Source organism: Pseudomonas sp. OG7 (genome assembly GCF_014192825.1).
Taxonomy (GTDB): Bacteria; Pseudomonadota; Gammaproteobacteria; order Pseudomonadales; family Pseudomonadaceae; genus Aquipseudomonas; species Aquipseudomonas monteilii.
Genome location: NZ_JACHYK010000003.1, coordinates 127306 through 148139 on the forward strand (window position 1 = coordinate 127306; position 20834 = coordinate 148139).

The window sequence follows — 20834 nt, forward strand, 5'->3', positions numbered from 1 at the left end:
ACCTCTCACGGCAGGCACTTGGTGGCCCAAACACAATCCACCGCCACGCCCCCACATCACATAAACCGCTACCAGACAAGCTAACCGTTGTCGAGATATGGTTGAACCGGTCCTTTGCGTATACTGCAACCTATGTTCGCCCACACTGCTTTGCGCCAGCGTTGCGCCAAATGGCTTCTCGCAACCGGACTCTTTCTGCTGCTCGGTGCCTGCGTTGAAAAACCCAGCACCCTCGAGCGCGTGAAGGAGGATGGCGTGCTGCGCGTCATCACCCGCAACAGCCCGGCCACCTATTTCCAGGACCGCAACGGCGAAACCGGCTTCGAATACGAGCTGGTTCAGCATTTCGCCGAAGATCTGGGCGTAAAGCTGCAAATCGAGACCGCCGACAACCTCGACGAGCTGTACGACGCCCTCGGCAAGCCCTCCGGCCCGGTGCTGGCCGCTGCCGGCCTGGTCAGCAGCGAGCGGCGCAAGGCACAGGTCAGATACTCTCACCCGTACCTGGAGGTGACCCCGCAGGTCATCTACCGCAACGGCCGCCCGCGCCCCACAGACGCCAAGGGCCTGGTCGGCAAGAAGATCATGGTGCTCAAGGGCAGCAGCCATGCCGACCAGCTGGCCGAACTGAAGAAGCAGTACCCGGGCCTGCAATACGAAGAGTCCGACGCCGTCGAGGTGGTCGACCTGTTGCGCATGGTCGACGAAGGCCAGATCGACCTGACCTTGGTCGACTCCAACGAGCTGGCGATGAACCAGGTGTACTTCCCCAACGTGCGGGTTGCCTTCGACCTGGGCGATACCCGTGACCAGCGCTGGGCAGTGGCCGCAGGCGAAGACAACAGCCTGCTCAACGAGATCAACGAATTTCTCGACAAGGCGCAGAAGAACGGCACCCTGCAGCGCCTGAAAGACCGTTATTACGGCCATGTCGACGTGTTGGGCTATGTGGGCGCCTACACCTTCGCCCAGCACCTGCAGCAACGCCTGCCCAAGTACGAGAAGCACTTCAAGAGCTACGCCAAGGTCGAGCAGGTAGACTGGCGCCTGCTGGCCGCTATCGGCTATCAGGAATCGATGTGGCAGCCGGAGGTCACCTCCAAGACCGGCGTGCGCGGCCTGATGATGCTGACCCAGCGCACCGCCCAGGCCATGGGCGTGTCCAACCGCCTGGACCCGAAACAGAGCATTCAGGGTGGCGCCAAATACTTCATGAAGATCAAGGAAGAGCTGGACGACAGCATTCAGGAGCCGGACCGCACCTGGTTCGCCCTGGCTGCCTATAACGTCGGCAGCGGCCACCTGGAAGACGCCCGTACCCTGGCCAAGCGCGAGAAGCTCAACCCGAACAAGTGGCTGGACGTGAAGAAGATGCTGCCGCGCCTGTCGCAGAAGCAGTGGTATCGGCAAACCAAGTACGGCTACGCCCGGGGTGGCGAGCCGGTGCACTTCGTGGCCAACATCCGCCGTTACTACGACATCCTCACCTGGGTGACCCAGCCGCAGCTCGAAGGCCAGGTGGCCGAGGGCAACCTGCATGTGCCTGGGGTGAACAAGGACAAGCCGGCAGATCAGTCGCCGCCCATGTAAGCCTGTACAGGTTAAGCCTTGGCCCGGCGAGCCTTGAAGAAATCACTGAGGATCTGCCCGCACTCCTCCGCCAGCACCCCGCCTTCCACCATCACCCGATGGTTCAGGAACCCCTGCCCGAAAAACTGCCCTTGGCTCTGCACGATCCCCGCCTTGGGCTCCAGGGCGCCAAACACCACGCGCATCACCCGCGAATGCACGATCAGCCCCGCACACATGCTGCACGGTTCCAGGGTCACGTAAAGGGTGCTGCCGGGCAGCCGGTAATTACTGGCAGACTTCGCCGCTGCGCGGATGGCCACCATCTCGGCATGCGCACTGGGGTCGCTGTCGATGATCGGCCGGTTGAAGCCCTGGCCGATCACCTGGCCATGCTGCACCAGCACTGCCCCCACCGGCACTTCCCCCATGCTTGCGCCTTGCGCAGCCAGTGTCAGTGCCAGGCGCATGAATTCCTGATCGCGGCTGCGATCGATGATCTGAGGGCGCATCAGACCACCGCGATCGCGGCCATCAGGCCGGTTTCCATGTGGTCGATGACGTGGCAGTGGAACATCCAGGTGCCCGGATTATCCGCCACCAGCGCCACCTGGGCGCGTTCGTTCTTGCCCAGCAGGTAGGTGTCGGTGAACCACGGCTCCTTGATGTCGTGGCGATTGGAGCCGATCACCTTGAAGCTCATGCCGTGCAGGTGGATCGGGTGCTGGTACTGGGTCATGTTCTTCAGCTCGAAGATGTAGCTCTTGCCCTTCTGCAACGTGGCGATGGGGCGGTCCGCGCAGGTCTTGTCGGTGATGTCCCAGGCCTGGCCGTTGATCTGCCACATGCTCGACGGTTTGTCCGGGTCAGGGGTGACAGTGACGTTGGCCGCCCATTCGAAATTGAAGTTGAGCTTTTCGGCATTCTCCAGGTCCGGCTCGGCGATCGGGTTGGGCGGCAGCGCTGGCGGCCAGTCACTCGGCACGTCGTTGCTGGCCACCGAACGCAGGGTGCCCAGGCGCACGAAACCCTCTCGCAGGGAAATCTCCTCACCCGCCTCGGGAATACGGATGGCCAGGCAGATACGCATGCCGGGGCCGAGCCAGTACTCGTCTTCCAATGGGCGCGGGGTCACCGGGTTGCCGTCGAGGGCATAGATTTTTGCCTCGCAGTTGCCCTTGAGGTTGAGGCGGTAGGTCCAGGTGTTGTCCAGGTTCAGCAGGCGCACCCGCACCACGTGGCCGGCCGGCAGCTCGATCACCGAGTCGGGCTGACCATTGATGGTGATCAAGCGCCCGGCGGTGCCGTTGCGCGCGGCCTCGCGCGGGATGCTGAAAGGCAGCCAGGCGCCCTGCTCGTCCACGTGCCAGTTCTTCAGGCTAAGGGTGCGCTCATGCTGGAAACCGGTCGGCTCGCGCTCCTCGACGATTAGCGGGCCGACCAGACCGCGCCCCAGCTCTTCGGAGCTGCTGACATGCGGGTGATACCAGTAGCTGCCGGCATCCGGCACGCGGAACTTGTAGTCAAAATACTCGCCCGGCTTGACCGGCAGTTGCGAGACGTAGGGCACACCGTCCATTTCCAGCGGCAGGCGAATGCCGTGCCAGTGAATGGTGGTTTCCACCGGCAGGTGGTTGATGAAGCGTACCCGCAGCCAGGTACCCTGGCGCACGCGAAGCTCGGTACCCGGCGCCGACGGGCCGAACGCCCAGGCCTCGGTCTTGAAGCCCGGCACCAGCTCGACGTCCAGCGGCGCTGCAATCAACTCATAATCGTGGCCGGCGTTTTCGTCTTCGACCTTGCCCAGCCAGTAACGCGCCGCGCCACCGGCGCCCAGGCCAACCACAACCAGGCCAGTCAGGCCCTTGAGCATTTGTCGACGGGTGAAGGACATCGGTGCGGGTACCTCGTGTTCTGCGCAATCAAGCTGCCAGCAGCGGCTGGCGATGAAGGGCGAATACGATACACCTGCAAATAGGAAAGATTAAGTGAAGTGTTGTTTCAATGGCCTAAGCCACCCTGTCCCTGGTGTTTACGCTTGTTTACAGATTCGCAAACCGCTGTACACGCACAATGGTTTTTTTATTCAGCAAGGCCGACATCATGGCAGCCATTACCTTTCGCCCTGCAGTACCCGAAGACGCCGCAACCTGTATAGCCATCCGGGCCCAGACCAGGGAGAACGCGTTCACGGAAGAGGACCTGCGCGCCCTGGGCATCACCGTCGACACCTGGAGCAGCGGCATTCGCGACGGGGGCTCCCCTGGGTTCGTGGCTTGCAATGCTGATGAGATAGTCGGCTACTGCTTCGCCGACAAGGACAGCGGCGAGGTCACCGTACTTGCCCTGCTACCCGCATACGAGGGCCAGGGAACCGGCAAGCGTTTGCTTCAGATGGTTGTCGATCAGCTGCGGGAACTGGGGTTCGAACACCCCTTCCTGGCTTGCTCCAGCGACCCGAACGTACGCTCATATGGCTTCTATCGTCATCTGGGCTGGAAACCGACAGGTGAGCAGGATGAAGCGGGAGACGAGATCCTGCAGCTCGGTTCGATGTAGCGCTAAAAAATGCAAAAGCCCGCATTCAAGCGGGCTTTTGGGTGTTTCCGGCTATTGGTGCGGGATCATTCCAACTCTATTATCAATAGGCACATAAGAACCATTGGAACCGCACTATTCAAAGAAAATTCTATTTCGAAACCATGAAAAATACCATACTGGAAACTCCTCTTGAGGGTGATATCGCTAGGAACACCTTCCTAGGGCAACGCCAGTAAAAACTGCCGCATCAACACTGGAATCCGGAGAACATCAGCCCATAATCGAATCGGGCGACCGATAGGGATATCGTCTCATCCAAGCTATGAGAGGCCAGGAAGCGGACAGGTTGAGCGGATACGGCTTGGGCCTTAACGGCGCAGCGCAAATGCTGCAGCGTCCTCAGCGCCGTGAACCTCGGCGTCAAGCAGGCGCTCGTAGACCGTCATCGCACGAGTTTTGATCTCTATTGGTGAACGCTGAAGTGCAATCACAAGCCCTATAAATTCGCCGTCGTACAACCCTCCAACGGTCCTATCTGGCGATGTACGTGCAAGCTCAGTTGCAGCCTCTGCGATTTCAAGCACCAGCATTTCAAAGCCTGGATAAAGCAACAGGTGCTGAAGCGAGCGTACAAACAGCAGCCCCATCGATTCTCTAAGCAGATCAATATTTACTGCAACAGAAGCCAACAGGGCTCGCGTCATCTCATCGGGAGGTAATCGCTCGCCACGATCTACAGCTGTAGATAGAGCATGAGCCTCGAACCCACTGACAATGCTAGCGACAGAAATGAGGTAGGCATGCGAGCGGCTCCGAATATCGAGATCAAGTTCACTCCACCCCGCTGCAGCCGCAAATAGCACGCCAGACCTGGCAGAAATATCATCCCCGGCCATCACCGCTTCGACTATCTCGCCCATCCCACAAGAAGCAGCGCTATCGACAATTACGCTAGCAGCAGAGAACTCACCACCAATCTGCCTAAGCTTATGATCGCTATGACTGAGCCAGAAGTTGACAATCTCCTGCTTTAGGCTCGTATGCATGCGAACGCGCAGGCGCCACAACGACTGGACTACAGCTGCATCTTCAAACGCCGCTGGAAACCTCCGCCAGATCGCCTCAATCAGTTCGCCCACTCTTGCCGCGTCTGCCCACCAAAGTTCATGCGACCTGAACATTAGGATCGCACTCCAAACCTCGGGATCTTCAGGATGAGTAACGTGTAGTTCCAACTCCTCGAGCCAACCATCACAATCCACGCCGTCACGATGGAGATATCCCGCTGCGATCGCTGACAGCAGCGTGAAATTGCGCTGAGGGAGAAAATGCATCCCACCGCCCCGGCCAAATAGCATGGCCTCAGGGCGTTGATCTGGTTTCTCATTCCGCTCACGATTGGATCTGTTTAACTCGGCATTACGTACTGTTTCTGCTGCCAGCACATTGGGGTCGCGCTGCAGCCAGCCCTTGAGCAACTCGATGTCACGACCCTCAAGACCTTTCAGGCGTTTAGCGAGTACCTCCATGGCGCTGGCAACATCGTGGCGAAAGCTAGTCGACGAAAAGCCACGGGATTGGGCATCCCAAATCAAAGCTTTTTGTGTCTGAGCGTCAACAGCCTCAACCGCCGACAACTCCCTAATCGCGGCGCCCGTAACCTGCTCGTGTAGACCCGGTTGTAAACGCGGAATGATTCGAAGAACACGATCTGGAAACGACTTCGCAAACGCGGCAAAAGCCCGAGACAACTCAGTAACGCCGCCCTTCAGCCAGTGTTTCGGGTGCTCATGGCGGCCAGTATGGTCATTTACTGCATCGAACATTTTGATAATCGCATCGTCACTGGCTTTCGCCATCTGATCGTGGCTCATGGGGGATCCAACTAATTGCGCCATCCTCCGACCGCCACGCTTTGCTTTTAGCGTGGGCTGTTCAACCTGCCACTCCTCAACTTGCCTACGACGACGGGGCGTCAGCACTTGCACAGGTAGTTCGGCAAGTAAACGCAACCTCCGCTCATCAGACCAACGGAGCAATTGCCTTCGCTGGGTAGGATCTCGCTCTTCCTGTAATTCTCCCCCCCAAGGCTCCCAAGACTCGATGTAATCGCGCATCCGCTCAATATCAGCGAGAGAGAGGTAGGGAGTGATCTGGGCAATCAGTGTGCTTGACGACCATCCGCAGATCACATGGCCGACACTACTTTCATCGTCGAACGTGTCGCTACCTAGATGAAGACGCCGCTCATCGGCCAGGAGAAACGAGAACGCATACTCAGCAAATACAGCCGAGTTCGCCGCCAGGGTATCGGCCACTAGCGATTGGACCTCGTCAATTTCCACAGCAACAGCAGTAGCAAGCAAGGTGCGCGCACCTTGCGGGTCAGAAACCGCTGACTCTTCGAGCACACTTCGCAGAAGCTGCGTCAAATGCCCCTCGCCAGAGTCATATTTCCAATTGTATGGAACAGATATCGATTGCGGATACCGATGCCCGGGCCGTCCACCACTAACTTCTCGCGATGCCACCCCGACAAACCAAGGCAGGAGCCGTTCGGCACAATAGAGCGGTGCGGCTGCCGCAATCTTTTCAACACCATAAACCCTGATGCCAATGTGCCGATCCGCAGACTGCAACTCAGCCCAAAATGAGATGAGATCCAAAGCAACGCTGGTATTGCCGTTCTCATGCAAAGTCTTGGCGTAATGGGATATCGCCCAATCTGCCAACGTCGTTCGATTGAGTATCGTACGGACATGGGCGATTGCACGGTCGGTCGCAATACCAGAACGCTCAAAGAGACTAAACACGTCTCCGTCATGTGAAGCATCCGACCAGTAGCGGTCGACCAGATCCATAACTTGGCTCGAGTCTTCAGCAACTTCTTGGACGAGCAGCATGGTCGCATTCCAGCGATGCTTTTCGTCCTGTAGAAGAAAAGGAAGAAGCGGCAGCACACCTGACCTCCAGCACGGCCATCTTATCGCTAGCTGCCTGAATGCCCGATTCGCAAGTGCATGATCGTTACGCGCCATCCAATCGACCCAAGCAATATCACTTGCGCTCGGATCATCAGCACTCGCCAAAAAATCGGCCACAAGATGGCGCAAATGTCTGCGTGTCTTGGGGTTTGGTAGCAACAAGCGAATAGACACCTCATAGGAAGTCATATCAACCCTTCGCATGTGCTCAAGGCCGCGCAAGACTGTTCCCCGCGCAAATAACCCTTCTTGGCGACTCCATGCGTAATCAGCCAACTCTTGTGCGGTTCGGAGTGTCTTAGCCTGGAAATCATCGAGCCATGACTGATGACTGAATCCGATACTGGCGTCTTCACGGATGACGATGCCAATCGACTCGGCCCAACGCAGCATCTCGCTGGAGTCAGGGTCATAGTAAGCGGCCGGCCGCCAGAGGCTCTCATACTGCGTCATGTCAGCTGCGAGTTGGCGCAAGAACGCCAGACATGAAGCACGCGCGGCCCCTACAGGTAGTTTTTTGTCGAGCCATCGATCAAGTAAGTTTGCTGCTGTAAAATCCGCAGGATTCAAACCAGATTTTGCAAGATCAACGTATATACCGAGAGCAAAAGGTGTACGCAGCGCCTCTTTGAGACTATCCGGCACGACAGTGGAGTCGATACCGAGCTCACCTAGCAGTGTGGATACCCGCTCGAACGGAGGCAGAGTAAGTAGTAACTCATCCGCATCAAGCAACTTAAATCGAGCGTCGAACTTCGCCTCAAATGGTCGCGAAGAAACGATAACATGAATTGGAAGTTTATTGCCCTCTTGACTCTGTACCTCCTGTAGCCGAGACGCAAGACGAAGTAAGACCTGCATGCGCTGTGAACTCTGGTCCATCACTTCACTGACAGCGTCAAGCTGATCAATGATGAGCACAACCGGGGCTTCAACCGCAAGCGAGAGAAGCTCCTGCTCGATATCACCTGACATACCAAGATCGCGAGCGAGGTCGGCGAAATTCACAATATTAGGGCTAAGCATGTCGGCCTTTATCGCTAGCACAATCTCGCCGCGGGCCTTGAGGGCACAATACAGCTCAGCGAGAAGTGCTGACTTCCCAGTCCCTGCTCCTCCGACGACTAGCGTAGAGCCTGCAGGATGCCGATTGATCCGGTGGATCAGATCGTCAAACTCTGGTCGCTCTATATGCTGCCCCCAAATCAGTTGAGGCCAGTCGGCCAGACCGCGCGACCCCCGTGTTATGTCTTCCTCAACATCAGCTCTGGTAAATTTTTGTGTGGTCTTTGAGACCAAGCCAACTGCAGCGAACCGAGCCTTAATCATGGCTTCGGCATCCTCCACAGCCACGACAAGTTGAACTTTGAAAAACCGTTGACGGACAGCAGGGATACACTCCAGTAACGCATCGAGGTCGACTGGTCTAAGAAGCTCATATTTCAGGTTCTTCAGGGCAGCCCTGATGCCTGGCATGACAGCCTCGATCTTCAGCATCGAGAATGCTTCATACTTTTTAATGACGTCGGCAGTCAGACCTAAAAGCTTTGTTTCATTGGCAGTTAGCCAAGTCTGTGGCGCATCGAAAAAATCGATTGTAGTGCTGGCAGGATCTGAAGCAAGGGCAAGAATAAATCGAAAGCCGGCCGATTCCGGCATAAGTGCGGGCTCAAGTATAGCATTTAGAAGAAACTTGATTACCTCACGGAGCGTGTCCGGCCGGGTAAAACCGGACTTAACCTTTTTGCACTGAATAAGCCCAACTGCCCTCTCATCCTTCGTGAGCCAAACATCCCGCCCTTGATCAGCGCCCGTGACCATCAAGCGAGCATTGCTGTACCACGACAAATCAGATGTATGTCCTCGATAGAGGCTGTACAACAGAAGCTCAAAATCAGCGTCCGTTAACGCAAGATAATTTGCTCTATCTGGTCCTACGCGCCCTTCGTCTACGGCTTCTACGTGAGCATACGCAACGCTAATCTCATCATCTGTGAGGACTTTCATTCTAGCCTTCCGTGCTTGACGATACCCAGCTACCGACAGAGAGCTGGCACCAACACAATGCGCTCTTTCAATCGAGAGAATAAACCATTCGTTCGGGCATGAAAAAACCGGCAAAAGCCGGTTCTTTCATACCACGCGGGGATCATTCCCACTCGATAGTCGCCGGCGGCTTGCTCGACACGTCGTAGGTAACGCGGGAGATACCGTCGATTTCGTTGATGATACGGCCGCTGACGGTTTCCAGCAGTTCGTACGGCAGGTGTGCCCAGCGCGCGGTCATGAAGTCCACGGTCTCGACGGCACGCAGGGCCACGACCCAGGCGTAGCGACGGCCGTCGCCAACGACGCCAACCGACTTGACCGGCTGGAACACCACGAACGCCTGGCTGGTCTTGTGGTACCAGTCGGCCTTGCGCAGTTCTTCGATGAAGATGTGGTCGGCGCGACGCAGGATGTCGGCGTATTCCTTCTTCACTTCACCCAGAATGCGCACGCCCAGGCCCGGGCCCGGGAACGGGTGGCGGTAGACCATGTCGTACGGCAGGCCCAGTTCCAGGCCGATCTTGCGCACTTCGTCCTTGAACAGCTCACGCAGCGGCTCGACCAGCTTGAGGTTCATTTCCTCCGGCAGGCCGCCCACGTTGTGGTGCGACTTGATCACGTGGGCCTTGCCGCTCTTGGCGCCAGCCGACTCGATCACGTCCGGGTAGATGGTGCCCTGAGCGAGGAACTGGATGTTTTCCAGTTTGCTGGCTTCGGCATCGAAGATGTCGATGAAGGTACGGCCGATGATCTTGCGCTTCTTCTCCGGGTCGGCTTCGCCTTCCAGGTTATCGAGGAACTGCTTTTCAGCATCGGCGCGGATCACTTTGACGCCCATGTTCTCTTTGAACATGGCCATCACCTGGTCGCCTTCGTGCAGGCGCAGCAGGCCGTTGTCGACGAATACGCAGGTCAGCTGGTCGCCGATGGCCCGGTGCAGCAGCGCGGCAACCACCGAGCTGTCGACGCCGCCGGACAGGCCCAGCAGGACGTTGGCCGAACCGACTTGCTCACGCACCTGGGCGATGGCGTCTTCAACAATGTTGGAAGGCGTCCACAGGGCTTCACAGCCGCAGATGTCCTGCACGAAGCGGGACAGGATGCGACCGCCTTGCTTGGTGTGGGTCACTTCCGGGTGGAACTGCACGCCGTAATAGCCACGGGAATCGTCGAACATGCCGGCGATCGGGCAGCTTGGGGTGCTGGCCAGCACGTGGAAGTTGCCCGGCATCTGGGTAACCTTGTCGCCGTGGCTCATCCACACGTCCAGGCCCAGTACGCCGTCGCCGTCAACGTGGTCTTCGATGCCGTCGAGCAGGCGGCTCTTGCCGACCACGTCTACGCGGGCATAACCGAATTCACGCAGGTCAGAACCTTCTACCTTGCCGCCCATCTGCTCGGCCATGGTCTGCATGCCGTAGCAGATGCCCAGCACCGGTACGTTCAGGTCGAACACGGCCTGCGGAGCGCGTGGGCTGTTGGCTTCGTGGACCGACTCGGGGCCGCCGGCGAGGATGATGCCGCGCGGGTTGAATTCGCGGATCGCTTCATCGTCCATGTCGAACGGGTGCAGTTCGCAGTACACGCCGATTTCGCGCACGCGGCGGGCGATCAGCTGGGTGTACTGGGAACCGAAATCGAGGATCAGGATGCGGTGAGCGTGAATGTCGAGGGCCATGACTCAATCTCGTCAGTGGAAATCGGAAACGACGCGGGGCTGTCGTGACAGCCCCGCATGCTTATATTGCTGGAAGCCTTAGCCTACACGGTAGTTAGGGGCTTCTTTGGTGATCTGCACGTCATGCACGTGGGACTCGGCCATGCCGGCACCGGTGATACGCACGAATTCCGGCTTGGTGCGCATCTCTTCGATGGTTGCGCTGCCGGTGTAGCCCATGGACGAACGCAGGCCGCCCATCAGCTGGTGGATGATCGCGGCCAGGGCGCCTTTGTAAGGTACGCGGCCTTCGATGCCTTCCGGTACCAGCTTCTCGGCGCCGGCCGAGGAGTCCTGGAAGTAACGGTCGGACGAGCCTTGCGCCTGTGCCATGGCACCCAGCGAGCCCATGCCACGGTAGGCCTTGTAAGAACGGCCCTGGAACAGCTCGACTTCACCCGGAGCCTCTTCGGTACCGGCGAACATCGAACCCATCATCACGCAGGAAGCACCGGCAACGATGGCCTTGGACAGGTCACCGGAGAAGCGGATACCGCCGTCGGCGATCAGTGGCACGCCAGTGCCTTCCAGTGCGGCGGCAACGTTGGCGATGGCGCTGATTTGCGGCACGCCGACACCGGCAACGATACGGGTGGTGCAGATGGAGCCTGGGCCGATACCGACCTTGACGGCGTCAGCGCCCGCTTCGGCCAGGGCCTTGGCAGCGGCGCCGGTGGCGATGTTGCCGCCGATGACCTGCACTTGCGGGTAGGTTTCTTTTACCCAGCGAACGCGGTCGATCACGCCTTTGGAGTGACCGTGGGCGGTGTCGACAACCACCACGTCAACGCCAGCGGCAACCAGGGCGGCAACGCGCTCGCCGGTGTCCTTGCCGGTGCCGACCGCAGCGCCAACGCGCAGACGACCTTGGTCGTCCTTGCTGGCCAGCGGGTAGGCCTTGGCTTTTTCGATGTCCTTGACGGTCATCATGCCCTTGAGGTTGAACTTGTCGTCAACGATCAGGACCTTTTCCAGGCGGTGCTTGTGCAGCAGCTCGCGCACTTCGTTCTTGTCGGCGCCTTCGCGGACGGTGACCAGACGCTCTTTTGGCGTCATCACGTCGCGGACCTTGGCGTCCAGGCGGGTTTCGAAGCGCACGTCACGGGAAGTGACGATGCCGACCAGGTCACCGTTCGCCAGCACCGGTACGCCGGAGATGTTGTTCAGGCGGGTCAGGTCGAACAAGTCGCGCACGGTGGCGTCGGCGTCGATGGTGATCGGGTCCTTGACCACGCCAGCCTCGAACTTCTTGACCTTGCGCACTTCGCCGGCCTGCTGTTCGATGGTCATGTTCTTGTGGATGATGCCGATACCGCCTTCCTGGGCCATGGCAATGGCCAGGCGCGCTTCGGTCACGGTATCCATGGCGGCGGAAACCAGCGGAATGTTCAGCTCGATGCCACGGGTCAAACGGGTCTTGAGACTGACTTCATTGGGCAGTACCTCGGAATAACCAGGTACAAGGAGGATATCGTCGAAGGTCAGGGCTTCTTGGCTGATACGCAGCATCGCGGGGGCTCCCGGGCGGGAAAAATGGAAGCGCGCCATTATACTCATGCACGGCGCGCCGCTCAATGCAAAATAAGGGCCTTCGGTCAGCCTTGTGGCAGTTTTACCTGCACCACGGCCACCGGCTGGTCGAGCCAGTCGGCGAAGCTGTCGAGAAAGGCCTGGGTGAAGCCGGCCTCGCCCCAGTTGTTGAAGATGAACCCCAGGTTGGAAAAGGCACATGGCTGCAGGTAAATGAAGCCATTGATGTCATCTTCGAAGCCGCACAGCGGGCAGGTGAAGTTGTCACTTACCCCCGGCATCCACTCTTCCAGGCTTTCGAACAGCGGCTCGCCCACCTCGCGCCGGCACTCCGGGCAACCGGCTTCTTCAAGAAAGCCTTCGGTAGGGGTATAGATGCATCGCTTGAGCATCACCTCCAACCCGTTGACCTGCTCGCCGAAAGGCAGTTTTTCGGGGTGCAGGGCCACTTTGCGTGCCCCGGCGGCCAGGGCATGCCCCATGCGGTTACCAGTGCGACCACAGGTAGTGAGTTGCTCCTCGACGACCTTCTCGCGCACCAGCCAACGCAGGATGGCGCGGGCGCGGGCTTCATGCACCGGGACGGTGGACAGTTTGGGGACGATGATGCTCTGGGTGTTCATGAACAGGAAAAACCTGAAAAACTGCGGTAATGACGCAATTCTACCGCTCAGGCGCTCAGGTAGCGACCAATCAACGCCAGGCCGCTGGCCAGCACCAGCCAGGTGACCAAGCGTACAAAGGCTTCACGTGACAGTCGATTGGTCAGTCTGCGCCCCACCCAGAGGCCCACGAACATGACGGGTAGCAAACAGACGGCGAGCAGCAACAGGCTTTGGTCGGCATAGACACCGGCAATAAGGAACAGGGACAACCGAACGATGGTACTGCAACTGATCAGTGCACTCTGCGTCGCGCGCACCTGCTCTTTTACTTCAAGACGTGCACTCAGGTAGATCGCATAAAGGAAGCCACCACTGCCGAACAGCGCGCCGAACAACCCGCCTACCGTGCCCATCGGCACTGCCCAGATGCCCGATAGTTTCGCTGGCCGTACCTTCACCGCCAGGCCATAAACGGCGTAGGCAGTCACGAACAGCCCCATCAGTAGCAACAGCAGATCGGACTTCAGTTGCAGCAGGAATACCACGCCCAGCGTGCAGCCCACAGCCATGAACGGTAGCAGCCGCAACAACTCGCTGCGCACCACGTCCCGGCGCGATGGCAGCAGGTTGCCGAACGCGGCAACGAAGTCTAGCAACACCAACAACGGGATGATGCGTGACAACGGCATGAAGTGGATCAACACAGGGCCGGCCACCAGCGCCGTGCCGAAACCGGCGATGCCAAAAACGATATAGGCGGCACCGACACCGAACAGGATGGGCAGCCAGTCAAGGCCGGAAAACGACAGTTGGGCAAGCATGGCAGCAGTTCCTGAAAAGTCAGGCCAAGGTTAGCCAGCCATGAGCCATGCCGACTAATATGACTTTATCGCCATAGCTATCTTGAAAAGGCATGACATGACGTCGATCCGCCAGTTGCGTTACTTCGTGGAAATTGCCCATTGTGGCAGCTTCAGCGGTGCCGCCGAACGGCTATACATCGCCCAGTCGGCGCTGAGCCGGCAGATCAAGGAGCTGGAGCAGCAACTGGGCACGCCACTGTTCGAACGCACGGCACGCCTGCCACGCCTGACGCTGGCCGGGCAGGCCTTTCTCGAACGGGCACGCCGCTTGCTGGCCGACCTGGCGCAAGCAGAGCGCGTAACGCGCGACATTGGCGAGGGGTTGCAGGGCAGCCTGCGCCTGAACCATTCCAGTACCGTGCCGCTGATCGGCCCGTTGCTGGCTCGCCTGGGGGACTATCTGCGGGAAAACCCGGGGGTTTCGCTGGAGATCGCGCAGCAGTCGTCGGAGGCCCAGCTGGAAGATATTGCGGCCGGGCGGCTGGATATTGGCCTGCTGCGCTTGCCAGTGCTGCGCCAGCATGAAGGCGTGGTGCTGCATGAACTGTTCAGCGAACCGCTGTTACTGGCGGTCGCCGCTGGGCACCCGTTGGCCAATGCGCAGTACGTTCAACTGGAGCAATTGAGGGAAGAACGTTTTATTTCCATCCCGCACCGGGACCGTGGCGGGCTGAGTTACCTGTCGGCTTCGTTGTGCATGGGGGCCGGTTTCTTTCCGCGCGCGGCGCAGGTGCTGTCGCGCAAAACTACGCAATTGCAGCTGATTCAGGCGGGCTTCGGGGTGGCGTTACTGCCAGCGTGCATGCGTGAAATTGCGCCGGCTTCGGTCAGTTTCGTGGCGCTGGAGGGGAGCTGCGAGAGCACCGTAGCGCTGGCTTGCCGACGTGATGCAGGGCAGATGGTGCGCCAGTTCGTGGCAGCAATGCAGCGTTGAACCAAGCCACCACCATACCTGTCAAAACTGCCAGTTGAGTTTGCCCCGCTAGATGGTTTGAATAACATCTGGAAGCGAAGAAGGGCGTTCACCGTGGAAGGGTTCAAACCACACCAAAGCATCAAGTGCTGCGCACTTCAACGCGCAAAGCCGTACTGCCCTTACGGGCACCGCAAATCGGAAGGCCACCTCACAAGCTCGCTGGGATTCAACGGAGAACCCCAAGACCAACAATCTGGGTGCTACATACTGGGCAGTGGATATCGCACCTACAACCCACGCCTGTTGCGTTTCCATTCGGCTGATAGCTTGAGCCCCTTCGGCAAAGGTGGAATCAATAGCTATGCCTACTGTGCGGGTGACCCGGTGAACTTTACCGACCCTTCTGGACATTTAGCGCCTTTGAAACGTATTACCCAAACACGCCGAGCAACCCCTTCCAGGCGACCCAGCCTGACTTCAGTATTCGAGAGCCTTGCGCAGCAGCAAGAAACGACTGGAGCCGCACTTCAAATTGCACAAGCTGAGCGAGCTAACACCCTGCAACGGGAACTGACCCAGCGTATACAACCCCGCCCGCAGGAGCCTATCAATAGCGCTGAAGCGACCCCTTACGCGTCAATGGAGAGCCTGCAAAGCAGTGGAAACAACTCGCTCACCGATATCCCGTCTGCGACGCAACAATCGGTGCAAACTACAACTCCGAACTCGACGGATGTAACAGATATCGGAATGCAGGCACATGAGTTGCGAACCAGTTCACTCAGTCGTCGCCGAGCCTCAATTTGAGCCAATCTACAATATGTCAGGTCTGAGCTGAGGTGGCGCCAATCTGGCAAATGGAGGCTCATATTGCTTGAAGCTCTCTGCTTTCAACTGCGATGATGCCCGCCATGATCAAAGACCCCTTCGAACGACTCGGCCTGGACCGTGAGGTCCTTACCGTCAGCCAACTCAACGGCCGCGCCCGCGTGCTGCTGGAAGACGTGTTCCGCAGCGTGTGGGTGGAAGGCGAGATTTCCAACCTCGCCCGCCCGGCGTCCGGCCACATGTACTTCACCCTCAAGGACAGCGGCGCCCAGGTGCGCTGTGCGTTGTTCCGGCAGAATGCCACCCGCGTACGCCAGGCACTGCGAGACGGCCTTGCCGTTCGTGTGCGCGGCAAGGTTTCGCTGTTCGAGGGGCGTGGCGACTACCAGCTGATTCTCGACACCGTCGAGCCGGCCGGCGATGGCGCACTGCGCCTGGCGTTCGAAGCCCTGAAGGAGAAGCTCGGTGCCGAGGGGCTGTTCAGCGCCGAACGCAAGAAGCCGCTACCGGCCCACCCCCAACGCATCGGCATCATCACATCACCCACCGGTGCAGTGATCCGCGACATCATCAGCGTGTTCGGCCGCCGAGCTCCACAGGTAGAGCTGAACCTGATCCCGACAGCGGTACAGGGCCGCGAAGCCATCGCGCAGATCGTGCGTGCCATCCGTCTCGCCGACAGCCTCGGTTTCGATGCGCTGATCCTGGCCCGTGGGGGCGGCTCGCTGGAAGACTTGTGGTGCTTCAACGAAGAAGCCGTGGCGCGTGCGGTCGCCGCCTGCGTAACGCCGATTGTCAGCGCCGTGGGCCATGAAACCGATGTGTCGATCAGCGACTTCGTCGCTGACGTGCGCGCCCCCACACCGTCTGCTGCCGCGGAACTGCTGGCCCCCGACAACAGTGGCCTGCAGCAACGCCTGGATGGCCTGCAACGGCGCCTGCTGCTGCGCATGCAGAACCGCCTGACCCACGACCGCCTGCGCCTGGAATCCCTGGCCCGGCGCCTGCGCCACCCGGGCGAGCGTTTGCGCCAGCAAGCCCAGCGCCTGGACGACCTGGACATGCGCTTGCGCCGCGCCTTCATGCTCAGCCTCAACCAGCGCCGCGAGAGCTTGGCACGACTGGATACGCGCTTGGCCGCACAGCATCCGGGGCGTAACCTGAAACTGCTGAGCCAGCGCCTGGACAGCCTGGCCGAGCGCCTGCCGCGGGCCATGCGCGACGTGCTCAAAGATCGCCGCCAACGCTTCCAGGCTCAGTTGCAAACCCTGCAGGTGGTCAGCCCGCTGGCCACCCTTGCCCGCGGCTACAGCATTTTGCTGGATGAACAAGGCCAGGCCATCCGCAGCGCCGAACAGACCCGCAACGGCCAGCGCCTGACCGCTCGCCTGAACGAAGGCGAGCTGCTGGTGCGGGTCGAAGACAACCACCTGACCCCGGTCACCCTCTCACTACTGGACTGACACATGCCCCGCCTGCTTGCGCCTTTGCTTGCCCTTTCCCTGTTGCTGCTGGCCGGCGGCGCTCAGGCCAGCTACATCACCCGCACGCTGAACAAGCCGGTGCCCGGCGGCGTTGCAGTGGTCGACCTGGGCCCCGCCGCCAGCGCGCCCGGTGCCCTCTTCGACGGCAAGCCGGTGCTGGTGGTGAAAGAGCAGGATACCTGGCTTGCCATCGTCGGCATCCCGCTGACCCAGAAGCCCGGCACCGCCACGCTGAACCAGGGCGGTCGCACGCTGCCCTTCAGTGTGGGGAGCAAAAAATACCCCGAGCAGCGCATCACCCTGAAGAACACCCGCCAGGTCAACCCGAACCCCGCCGACCTCAAGCGCATCGACCGCGAACTGGCCGAGCAGATCAAGGCCTACCGCAGCTTCAGCCCGAGCCTGCCGAGCAACCTGATCCTCGACAAGCCGGTCAACGGCCCGCTGTCGAGCAAGTTTGGCGTGCGCCGCTTCTTCAATGGCGAAGAACGCAACCCGCATGCAGGGCTGGACTTCGCGGTGCCGGCGGGGACGCCAATCAAGACCCCCGCCAATGGCAAGGTGATTCTGGTGGGGGACTACTTCTTCAATGGCCGCACAGTGTTCGTCGACCATGGGCAGGGCTTCATCAGCATGTTCTGCCACATGTCGAAGATCGATGTGCAGGTGGGGCAGCAACTGCGCCGTGGCGAGGTGGTCGGGCGGGTGGGCTCCACCGGGCGGGCGACCGGGCCGCATATGCACTGGAACGTCAGCCTGAATGATGCGCGGGTGGATCCGGCGATTTTCATTGGGGCGTTCCAGCCCTGAAACCGCAGCGCCTGCTTCGCGGGTAAACCCGCTCCTACAGAGGGCGCGCCGCATCCGAAGGCTGCGCTGCAGCTGGTAGGGGCGGGTTTACCCGCGAAGAGACCAGCACTGCCGACATCAATTCCACTGTGTTGCGCCATCGAAAAATACCGCGCAACATTCAATAATCACCCAGCAAATTCCAGCTATAAAATCTCGCACAAGATCTTTTTTTAAGCATTCCTCTCAATTTTCCTCGAACGCTTGCCATCCCCCACCCCACTGGTTAAGTTTGAAGGCATGAAAACCTTCAGCACCCTCATCCTGCTCCGACAACATCGCAGCCTCTGCCTGGTCAGCGCCCGACTACCAGGTTGAATCGCGTCGCCTCGCCTCTTCATCTCGTTATCGCTCGGCAGGCCCGATCTCGGCCGCACACAAAAGGATTGCTTCCATGACCATGCTCAAAGACCCTTCGAAGAAGTACCGCGCTTTCCCGACCATCGACCTGCCTGACCGCACCTGGCCGTCGAAGACCATCACTGCCGCGCCGATCTGGTGCAGCTCTGACCTGCGTGATGGCAACCAGTCGCTGATCGAGCCGATGGATTCGGAGAAGAAACTGCGCTTCTGGAAGACCCTGGTGCAGGTGGGTGTGAAGGAAATCGAAGCCTCGTTCCCGTCCGCTTCGCAGACCGACTTCGACTTCGTGCGCATGCTGATCGAAGAAGGCCACATCCCCGACGACACCACCATTCAGGTGCTCACCCAGGCCCGTGAAGACCTGATCGCCCGTACCTTCGAGTCGCTGCGCGGTGCCAAGAAAGCCATCGTCCACCTGTACAACGCCACCAGCCCGTCGTTCCGCCGCATCGTCTTCAACCAGGACAAGCAAGGCGTGAAGGACATCGCGGTGAACGCGGCCAAGCTGTTCGTCAAGTACGCTGCCCAGCAGCCGGAAACCCAGTGGACCTTCCAGTACTCGCCAGAAACCTTCAGCGCCACCGAAATGGAGTTCGCCAAGGAAGTCTGTGACGCAGTCATCGAAGTGTGGAACCCGACGCCTGAGCACAAGATCATCCTCAACCTGCCGGCCACCGTGGAAGTGTCCACCCCGAACATCTACGCCGACCAGATCGAGTGGTTCTGCCGCAACGTCAGCCGTCGCGACAGCGTGATCATCAGCCTGCACTGCCACAACGACCGCGGCACCGGCATTGCCGCCACCGAACTGGGCCTGATGGCGGGTGCCGACCGCGCCGAAGGCTGCCTGTTCGGCAACGGCGAGCGTACCGGTAACGTCGACCTGGTGACCTTGGCACTGAACCTCTACACCCAGGGCATCGACCCGTTGCTGGACTTCTCCGACATCGACGGCGTGCGCAAAGTGGTCGAAGAGTGCAACCAGTTGCCGGTGCACCCACGCCACCCGTATGTGGGCGATCTGGTCCACACCGCGTTCTCCGGCTCGCACCAGGACGCCATCCGCAAAGGTTTCGCCAAGCAGCAGGAAGGCGATCTGTGGGAAGTGCCTTACTTGCCGATCGACCCGGCCGACATCGGCCGCAGCTACGAGGCGGTCATCCGCGTCAACAGCCAGTCGGGCAAAGGCGGCATCACCTACCTGCTCGAGCAGGAATACGGCATCAGCCTGCCACGCCGCATGCAGATCGAATTCAGCCAGGTCGTCCAGGGTGAAACCGACCGCCTGGGCCTGGAAATGACCGCCCAGCAGATCTACAGCCTGCTGCACAAGGAATACCTCCAGGCCAACGCGCCGTACGCGCTGGTCAGCCACCGCCTGCAGGAAGAAAACGGCCACAGCGCCGTGGAAGTGGAAGTCGCCGGCGAAGGCGAAACCACCCTGCACTGGCGCGGCAAGGGCAACGGCGCCCTGGAAGCCCTGGTAGCCGGCCTGCCGATCTCGGTGGAGATCATGGACTACAACGAGCATGCCATTGGCGCAGGCACCAATGCCAAGGCTGCTGCCTACATTGAATTGCGCGTGGCCGGTGGCCGTCCGGTGCATGGTGTGGGTATCGATGAAAACATCACCACCGCCAGCTTCAAGGCGCTGTTCAGCGCGCTGAACCGCTCGCTGAGCCAGCAGGAAGCGAAGGCGGCCTGAGCCCTGGTGTGATGAATGAAAAAGCCCGCATCGTTTGATGCGGGCTTTTTTGTTGCCTGTTCTGGCCCTACAAGAATGACAGGCAAAAAAAGGGGCGCCGACCAAGCGCCCCATAAGCCGTAAAGCACACAACAAATTCAGTTGGCGTCCAGCAACGCCATCGCCTCGGCACTGCACGCCTCGATCCGCGCCCAGTCGCCGTTCTTGATCCAGCCGCTGTCGAGCATCCAGGTCCCGCCCACGCACATCACATTGGGCAAGGCCATGTAGTTGCGCACGTTGGCCGGGTTCACGCCGCCCGTAGGGCAGAAGCGGATATCACCGAACGGCCCGCCAAAGGCCTTGATCGCTGCAACACCGCCGCTGATTTCCGCCGGGAACAGCTTGAAGCGGCGGTAGCCCAGGGCGTAGCCCATCATGATTTCGGACGGGGTGCTGATGCCCGGCAGCAGCGGGATTTCACTGTCCACGCCAGCTTCGAGAATGTCCTGGGTAATGCCCGGGGTAACGACGAATTGCGCGCCCGCCGCTTCAACGGCGGCAAACATGCTGCGATCAAGCACGGTACCGGCACCAACGCACAGCTCCGGGCGCTGTTCACGCAGCACCTGGATGGCCTTCAGGCCATGCTGCGAGCGCAGGGTCACTTCCAGGGTACGGATGCCGCCAGCGGCCAGGGCATCAGCCAGTGGCAGGATGTCTTCCTCACGGGCGATGGTGATCACCGGCAGGATGCGCGCCTTTTCGCAGATGGCATCGATCCGCGCGGCTTTATCGGCCATCGAGAGCTTGGGCTGTGGGCGTTCAAGGGTGGTCATGACTGTGGATCCT

The 20834-nt window shown here is 59.8% G+C and carries 15 protein-coding genes; 7 read left to right on the forward strand and 8 right to left on the reverse strand.

The genetic code is table 11. The features are described 5' to 3' along the window. The first annotated feature begins 132 nt into the window (after positions 1–132). Positions 133–1590: a membrane-bound lytic murein transglycosylase MltF gene (mltF, locus tag FHW75_RS08745; protein ID WP_019098095.1), complete on the forward strand. Its 1458-nt coding sequence runs from the start codon at positions 133–135 to the stop codon at positions 1588–1590. A gap of 11 nt (positions 1591–1601) precedes the next feature. On the opposite strand, the gene tadA is transcribed toward mltF, so the two are convergent. Together tadA and FHW75_RS08755 are read right to left on the reverse strand one after the other, a co-directional pair. Next, a complete protein-coding gene (gene tadA, locus FHW75_RS08750) occupies positions 1602–2081 on the reverse strand; it encodes a tRNA adenosine(34) deaminase TadA (RefSeq protein WP_016713031.1) in 480 nt (159 codons plus the stop codon). Next, positions 2081–3463 (reverse strand): multicopper oxidase family protein, encoded by a 1383-nt coding sequence (locus FHW75_RS08755; protein WP_183673503.1) that lies wholly within the window; start codon positions 3461–3463, stop codon positions 2081–2083. The genes tadA and FHW75_RS08755 overlap by 1 nt, the downstream gene beginning before the upstream one ends. Positions 3464–3672: 209 nt before the next feature. Here FHW75_RS08755 and FHW75_RS08760 point away from each other — a divergent pair, with 209 nt between their 5' ends. After that, entirely contained in the window at positions 3673–4128 is a 456-nt protein-coding gene (locus tag FHW75_RS08760) for a GNAT family N-acetyltransferase (protein ID WP_029380258.1), read from the forward strand. A gap of 350 nt (positions 4129–4478) precedes the next feature. On the opposite strand, the gene FHW75_RS08765 is transcribed toward FHW75_RS08760, so the two are convergent. The 5 genes from FHW75_RS08765 to FHW75_RS08785 all read right to left on the reverse strand — a co-directional run bounded on the left by FHW75_RS08765 (position 4479) and on the right by FHW75_RS08785 (position 13816). Then, positions 4479–9101 (reverse strand): ATP-binding protein, encoded by a 4623-nt coding sequence (locus FHW75_RS08765; protein ID WP_177408880.1) that lies wholly within the window; start codon positions 9099–9101, stop codon positions 4479–4481. Between the two features lie 142 nt (positions 9102–9243). Further along, the gene (gene guaA / locus FHW75_RS08770) at positions 9244–10821 is read right to left on the reverse strand and encodes a glutamine-hydrolyzing GMP synthase (RefSeq protein ID WP_016713073.1); all 1578 of its coding nucleotides are present in this window, start codon (positions 10819–10821) and stop codon (positions 9244–9246) included. 78 nt (positions 10822–10899) lie between these two features. Further along, positions 10900–12369 carry an IMP dehydrogenase gene (gene guaB, locus FHW75_RS08775; RefSeq protein ID WP_016713074.1) on the reverse strand — a complete coding sequence of 490 codons (1470 nt, stop codon included), beginning with the start codon at positions 12367–12369 and terminating at the stop codon, positions 10900–10902. 86 nt (positions 12370–12455) lie between these two features. Then, positions 12456–13013 carry a hypothetical protein gene (locus FHW75_RS08780; RefSeq protein ID WP_019098221.1) on the reverse strand — a complete coding sequence of 186 codons (558 nt, stop codon included), beginning with the start codon at positions 13011–13013 and terminating at the stop codon, positions 12456–12458. 47 nt (positions 13014–13060) lie between these two features. After that, positions 13061–13816, reverse strand: coding sequence for a sulfite exporter TauE/SafE family protein (locus FHW75_RS08785; RefSeq protein WP_025753761.1), 756 nt, complete (start codon positions 13814–13816; stop codon positions 13061–13063). Between the two features lie 97 nt (positions 13817–13913). Here FHW75_RS08785 and FHW75_RS08790 point away from each other — a divergent pair, with 97 nt between their 5' ends. From FHW75_RS08790 to leuA, 5 genes are all read left to right on the forward strand, one after another. Further along, a complete protein-coding gene (locus FHW75_RS08790) occupies positions 13914–14792 on the forward strand; it encodes a LysR family transcriptional regulator (protein WP_089230301.1) in 879 nt (292 codons plus the stop codon). Between the two features lie 93 nt (positions 14793–14885). Then, positions 14886–15581, forward strand: coding sequence for an RHS repeat-associated core domain-containing protein (locus tag FHW75_RS27140; RefSeq protein ID WP_371058801.1), 696 nt, complete (start codon positions 14886–14888; stop codon positions 15579–15581). Positions 15582–15685: 104 nt separating this feature from the next. Further along, positions 15686–17065 carry an exodeoxyribonuclease VII large subunit gene (xseA, locus tag FHW75_RS08800; protein WP_183673505.1) on the forward strand — a complete coding sequence of 460 codons (1380 nt, stop codon included), beginning with the start codon at positions 15686–15688 and terminating at the stop codon, positions 17063–17065. Between the two features lie 3 nt (positions 17066–17068). After that, positions 17069–17896: a M23 family metallopeptidase gene (locus FHW75_RS08805; protein WP_159265914.1), complete on the forward strand. Its 828-nt coding sequence runs from the start codon at positions 17069–17071 to the stop codon at positions 17894–17896. Positions 17897–18329: 433 nt separating this feature from the next. After that, positions 18330–20003, forward strand: coding sequence for a 2-isopropylmalate synthase (gene leuA / locus FHW75_RS08810; RefSeq protein ID WP_183673507.1), 1674 nt, complete (start codon positions 18330–18332; stop codon positions 20001–20003). A 137-nt stretch (positions 20004–20140) separates the two neighbouring features. Here the strand turns inward: leuA and FHW75_RS08815 are convergent, their stop codons facing one another. Then, positions 20141–20821, reverse strand: coding sequence for a bifunctional 4-hydroxy-2-oxoglutarate aldolase/2-dehydro-3-deoxy-phosphogluconate aldolase (locus tag FHW75_RS08815; RefSeq protein WP_019098216.1), 681 nt, complete (start codon positions 20819–20821; stop codon positions 20141–20143). Positions 20822–20834 lie beyond the last annotated feature (13 nt).

Excerpts from the sequence above, each read along its gene's own strand:
- mltF (WP_019098095.1), top strand. The coding sequence starts at position 133 with ATGTTCGCCCACACTGCTTTGCGCCAGCGTTGCGCCAAATGGCTTCTC.
- tadA (WP_016713031.1), bottom strand. The coding sequence starts at position 2,081 with ATGCGCCCTCAGATCATCGATCGCAGCCGCGATCAGGAATTCATGCGC.
- FHW75_RS08755 (WP_183673503.1), bottom strand. The coding sequence starts at position 3,463 with ATGTCCTTCACCCGTCGACAAATGCTCAAGGGCCTGACTGGCCTGGTT.
- FHW75_RS08760 (WP_029380258.1), top strand. The coding sequence starts at position 3,673 with ATGGCAGCCATTACCTTTCGCCCTGCAGTACCCGAAGACGCCGCAACC.
- FHW75_RS08765 (WP_177408880.1), bottom strand. The coding sequence starts at position 9,101 with ATGAAAGTCCTCACAGATGATGAGATTAGCGTTGCGTATGCTCACGTA.
- guaA (WP_016713073.1), bottom strand. The coding sequence starts at position 10,821 with ATGGCCCTCGACATTCACGCTCACCGCATCCTGATCCTCGATTTCGGT.
- guaB (WP_016713074.1), bottom strand. The coding sequence starts at position 12,369 with ATGCTGCGTATCAGCCAAGAAGCCCTGACCTTCGACGATATCCTCCTT.
- FHW75_RS08780 (WP_019098221.1), bottom strand. The coding sequence starts at position 13,013 with ATGAACACCCAGAGCATCATCGTCCCCAAACTGTCCACCGTCCCGGTG.
- FHW75_RS08785 (WP_025753761.1), bottom strand. The coding sequence starts at position 13,816 with ATGCTTGCCCAACTGTCGTTTTCCGGCCTTGACTGGCTGCCCATCCTG.
- FHW75_RS08790 (WP_089230301.1), top strand. The coding sequence starts at position 13,914 with ATGACGTCGATCCGCCAGTTGCGTTACTTCGTGGAAATTGCCCATTGT.
- xseA (WP_183673505.1), top strand. The coding sequence starts at position 15,686 with ATGATCAAAGACCCCTTCGAACGACTCGGCCTGGACCGTGAGGTCCTT.
- FHW75_RS08805 (WP_159265914.1), top strand. The coding sequence starts at position 17,069 with ATGCCCCGCCTGCTTGCGCCTTTGCTTGCCCTTTCCCTGTTGCTGCTG.
- leuA (WP_183673507.1), top strand. The coding sequence starts at position 18,330 with ATGACCATGCTCAAAGACCCTTCGAAGAAGTACCGCGCTTTCCCGACC.
- FHW75_RS08815 (WP_019098216.1), bottom strand. The coding sequence starts at position 20,821 with ATGACCACCCTTGAACGCCCACAGCCCAAGCTCTCGATGGCCGATAAA.